Origin of the sequence: Halanaerobium sp. DL-01, assembly GCF_003338615.1 — a bacterium.
Taxonomy (GTDB): domain Bacteria; phylum Bacillota; class Halanaerobiia; order Halanaerobiales; family Halanaerobiaceae; genus QPJE01.
Map to the genome: position 1 here is coordinate 1 of NZ_QPJN01000063.1, position 4,293 is coordinate 4,293.

At 36.1% G+C, this 4,293-nt stretch carries 5 protein-coding genes; all 5 read left to right on the forward strand.

Annotated elements, in window-relative coordinates; translation table 11 throughout:
- On the forward strand, positions 1-237 hold a 237-nt coding region (locus DER71_RS11645; protein WP_199505662.1), incomplete at its 5' end, for a 2-oxoacid:acceptor oxidoreductase family protein.
- A gap of 16 nt (positions 238-253) precedes the next feature.
- The gene (sucC, locus tag DER71_RS11650) at positions 254-1,393 is read left to right on the forward strand and encodes an ADP-forming succinate--CoA ligase subunit beta (protein WP_158531772.1); all 1,140 of its coding nucleotides are present in this window, start codon (positions 254-256) and stop codon (positions 1,391-1,393) included.
- A 1-nt stretch (position 1,394) separates the two neighbouring features.
- A complete protein-coding gene (gene sucD, locus DER71_RS11655; RefSeq protein ID WP_114458996.1) occupies positions 1,395-2,267 on the forward strand; it encodes a succinate--CoA ligase subunit alpha in 873 nt (290 codons plus the stop codon).
- 11 nt (positions 2,268-2,278) lie between these two features.
- On the forward strand, positions 2,279-3,529 hold the full coding sequence (gene larA, locus DER71_RS11660; protein ID WP_114458997.1) for a nickel-dependent lactate racemase: 1,251 nt from the start codon (positions 2,279-2,281) through the stop codon (positions 3,527-3,529).
- A gap of 110 nt (positions 3,530-3,639) precedes the next feature.
- Complete coding sequence (locus tag DER71_RS11665) at positions 3,640-4,092, forward strand: universal stress protein (protein ID WP_114458998.1); 453 nt, start codon at positions 3,640-3,642, stop codon at positions 4,090-4,092.
- Positions 4,093-4,293 lie beyond the last annotated feature (201 nt).

Sequence of the window (4,293 nt, forward strand, 5' to 3'; positions counted from 1 at the left end):
GAAATTAATTCAGATAACCTGTATTTGATTCCATTTACAAAAGAAGTAAAAGAAGAGCTGGGGACAATACTGCCGACAAACATAGCTTTTATAGGGGCAGTAGCAGAGCTGACAGATATAGCAGAACTGGATGTATACAAAAAAGCAATTAAGGGAAGAATTCCTAAAGGAACAGAAGAAGTAAATATGAAGGCTTTTGAATTAGGTATGGAGCTTGCCAAAAAGGCTAAGTCATAAAAGGAGTGAAACTAACTTGAAAATATATGAATATCAGGCTAAAGAAGTTTTTGCAGAAAATGGTATAGAAACCCCTTCTGGCCAGCTTGCACTTTCAGTAAAAGAAGCTGTAGAAAAAGCAGAAGAACTGGATTATAAAGTTGCCTTAAAATCTCAAGTTCATGTAGGTGGAAGAGGTAAAGCTGGCGGAATTAAATTTGCTTCAACTAAAGAAGAAGTAGAAAAAATGGCAGAAGATCTGTTTAATATGAAAATAAAAGGTGAAGAAGTAAACAGATTATTAATTGAAGAACAGCAGGAAATTAAAGAAGAATATTATCTGGGATTAACTCTAAATAGAAGTAAAAAAACAGACACCCTTATTTTCAGCCGTTCAGGTGGAATGGATATCGAAGAAGTAGCAGCAGAAACTCCAGAAAAGGTAGTTAAAGTTGATATTGATCCGGTATTAGGATTGCAAAATTTCCATCTGACACCTGTAGCTAAAGCTTTTGATTTTGATAAAGAGATGAGCAAAAAAGTTGCACCAATAGTAAAGAAACTTTATGAGATATATAAAAATAGTGACTGTTTATTAGTAGAAATCAATCCACTTGCACTTCTCACCGATGGAAGTGTAAAAGCTCTTGATGGCAAATTAGAGATGGATGACAATGCCAGATATAGACAGCCAAAGCTCCTCACAATGTGGGATGAAGAAAAAGAAGAAGAAATGGAGTTAATTGGCCGTCAGGCTGGTTTTGTTGTTATCAAATTGAGTGGAAATGTATCAATAATAAGTAATGGTGCTGGTCTTGCTATTTCCACTCTTGATTCACTGCAGCGCCACGGAATAAATGCGGCCAATATTCTTGATTTGAGTGGTGGAGCTACCTCTGAAAAAGTTCAGAAGGCTGTAGATGTTGTTCTGCAGGATAGTGATGTTAAATCAATACTGTTTAATATTTTTGGTGGTATAACAAGATGTGATGAGATAGCTGCAGGTGTAAGTGCATCACTTAAAAAAGTACCAGCTGATATTTCTATTGTCTGCAGACTTCAGGGTACAAATCGTGAAGAAGGTATAAAAATTCTAAAAGAAGCAGGATTAGAAGCAGCATCTGATTTGGAAGAAGTAGTAGAAAAAGTTGTAAAAACTCTTAAAGGTGGTGAATAGTATGAGTATTATTCTAGATAAAGATACTAAAATTATTGTGCAGGGAATTACAGGTCGTGAAGGAAGTTTCCATGCTGATTTGATGTTGAAGTATGGAGCAAATGTAGTTGGTGGAGTAACACCAGGAAAAAGTGACCAAAAAGTACACGGCCTACCTGTATTTGATACAGTAAAAGAAGCCGCAGAAGCTACAGATACAGATGCAAGTATACTATTTGTTCCTCCCAGATTCAGCAGAGATGCCATTTTAGAAGCAGTTGATGCTGGACTTGAAATAGTGGTTACAGTTGCAGAAGGTATTCCGTTTCATGATATGGTTTACTGTAGAGAATATGCAAACAAAAATGGCTGTACATTAATTGGACCCAATACTCCTGGAATTATATCTCCCGGAAAATCAAAATTAGGATTTATGGCAGATAGTATTTATAAAGAAGGAAGTGTGGGTATGATTTCTAGAAGTGCTACCCTTTCTTATGAAGCAGTTAATAATCTGACAACAAGTGGAATTGGACAGTCTACAGTGGTTGGGATAGGTGGTGACCCTGTACAGGGTGTAACATTTAAAGATCTGCTCCCAATGTTTGAAGAAGATCCAGAAACAGAAGTTGTTGTAATGATTGGTGAGATAGGTGGTACAGATGAAGAAGAAGCAGCTCTTTATGTTAAAAAACATATGAAAACACCTGTTATTGCATTTATAGCAGGAGAAGCTGCACCAGAAGGAAAAAGAATGGGCCATGCAGGTGCTATAGTTTCTCCAGGTGGAGAGGGTAGTGCTGATTATAAAAAAGAAAAACTTGAGGAAGCCGGGATTGAAGTTGCAAGGAAACTGACGGATATTCCTGCTCTCTGTAAAAAATATATAGATTGAGGTGGAGTATTATGGAATTTAAATTGAAATACGGCCACGAAAAAGTAAAGGTAGATGTTCCCGAAAAAAATCTGATGGCAGAACTGCTGCCTGAAGATGTTGAAGCTCTGAAAGATCCTGAGGCAGAAGTGATAAGGGCACTGGCTGAACCTATTAAAAGTAAAAAACTTAAAGATTTAGTAAGTGATACAGATCAAGTTGTAATACTGGCCAGCGATATTTCTCGCCCTTCTCCCTCCTATCTCCTTCTGCCTCCTATTGTTGCAGAATTAAACTCAGCAGGAGTTAAAGATGAGAATATAAAGATAGTTTTTGGACTTGGAGTACACAGAAAACAGACTGAAGAAGAAAAGAAAAATCTTGTTGGAGAAGAAATATACAGCAGAATAGAATGTATAGACCATGATGTTGAAAGCTGTAGAAATGTCGGTACAACTGAGAGGGGCACTGAGATAGAGATATTTGATCAGGTCCTCGATGCAGATTTTATTATAGCAACAGGTAATCTGGAATATCATTATTTTGCTGGATTTAGTGGAGGTGCAAAAGCTCTTGCACCAGGTGTCTGCAGCAGAGAGACAATACTGCAGAATCATCAGAGATTTCTGGATCCTCTGGCCAGAGGTGGACAGATAGAAGGAAATCCTGTTCGAGAAGAAATAGAAGAAATTGGAGAAATGGTCGGAGTAGATTTTATGGTTAATGCTGTGCTGAACAGCAGTAAAAAACTGATAAAAGTTGTTGCCGGTGAAGTAACAGCCGCCCACCGTGCGGGTAAGAAATATATAGAAGATATCTATCAGAGTGAAATTGATGAACTTGCTGATATTGTAATTACTACACCAGGTGGAATGCCAAAGGATATTGATCTTTATCAGACACATAAAGCCATGGAAAATGCCAGTCTTGCTGTAAAAAAAGGTGGTAAAATTTTAATTGCAGCTAAATGTGAGGATGGGCTGGGAGAAGATCATTTTGGAGAAGCTCTTACCGGAGGAAAAACTGCTCAGGAGTTAATAGATGAGCTGGAACATGATTTTATCCTTGGCCGCCACAAGGCTTCTCGAATTGCCATGATTCATACTGAAAGTGAGATTTCTCTTGTTACATCACTATCAGATGATATAAAAGATAAACTCTTCATAAATATATTTGATGATCTGAACAGTGCACTGAAAGATGCTCTGGATGAACTTGGTGATGATGCAAAAATACTTGTTATTCCTTATGGAATATCCACACTTCCTAAATTAAAAGAATAGTTTTTGTAGAATAAAAAAAGAAATTGTACTAACTGTTTTAAAAATTAGTGTTGTGCAGTATAATTAACTTAGATTAAAGCTTTATTTGACTAGAGAGAGGAGAAAATTATATGTTTAAAATTTTAGTTGCTGTAAAAGGTTCTGAAAGCTGTTCTGATGTAGCTCAGAAAGCTCAGGAAATGGCTCTTTTATGTAAGGGTGCAGTTACATTTCTGACAATTGTAAGTCCTGAACACAGATTGATAAGATCTAAAGAAGAGTTTGAACAGTTAAATCTCGATCTGGAAAAAACAAAAAGAGAAACAGAAGAAGCTTTAAAAACATGCAGTACATTATATGGGCAGTGTGAAGTTACATTAGGAGAAAAAGGTCTGGAAACAGAAAGAGTTGTTAAAGAAGGAAATCATCCGGCAGAAGATATCTGTGATTATGCTGAAGAAAATGATTTTGATCTAATAGTTATCGCAGATAAAGGTGATAAAACATTAAAAGATAAACTGCTTGGAAGTACAGCTGAAAAGATCATTAAACAGGCAAAAACATCTGTATTAGTTGTAAAATAAATAATAATAATAATCCCACTCAAAGATAATATTTATAATATCTCTGGGTGGGAAAAGTTCTGTTAGAATAAAAAACATTGAAAATCCAGGAGGGATTATTTTGAAAAATTTAAAAGAAAAAGCGTTAAAGATGCATGAAGAAAACATGGGGAAATTAAAAGTAGCAGGAAAGGTTAAGGTTGAAAATGAAGATGACCTAAC

Bases quoted from the DNA above. Each gene is read 5' to 3' on its own strand.
- sucD (WP_114458996.1), top strand. From the start codon at position 1,395: ATGAGTATTATTCTAGATAAAGATACTAAAATTATTGTGCAGGGAATT.
- larA (WP_114458997.1), top strand. From the start codon at position 2,279: ATGGAATTTAAATTGAAATACGGCCACGAAAAAGTAAAGGTAGATGTT.
- DER71_RS11665 (WP_114458998.1), top strand. From the start codon at position 3,640: ATGTTTAAAATTTTAGTTGCTGTAAAAGGTTCTGAAAGCTGTTCTGAT.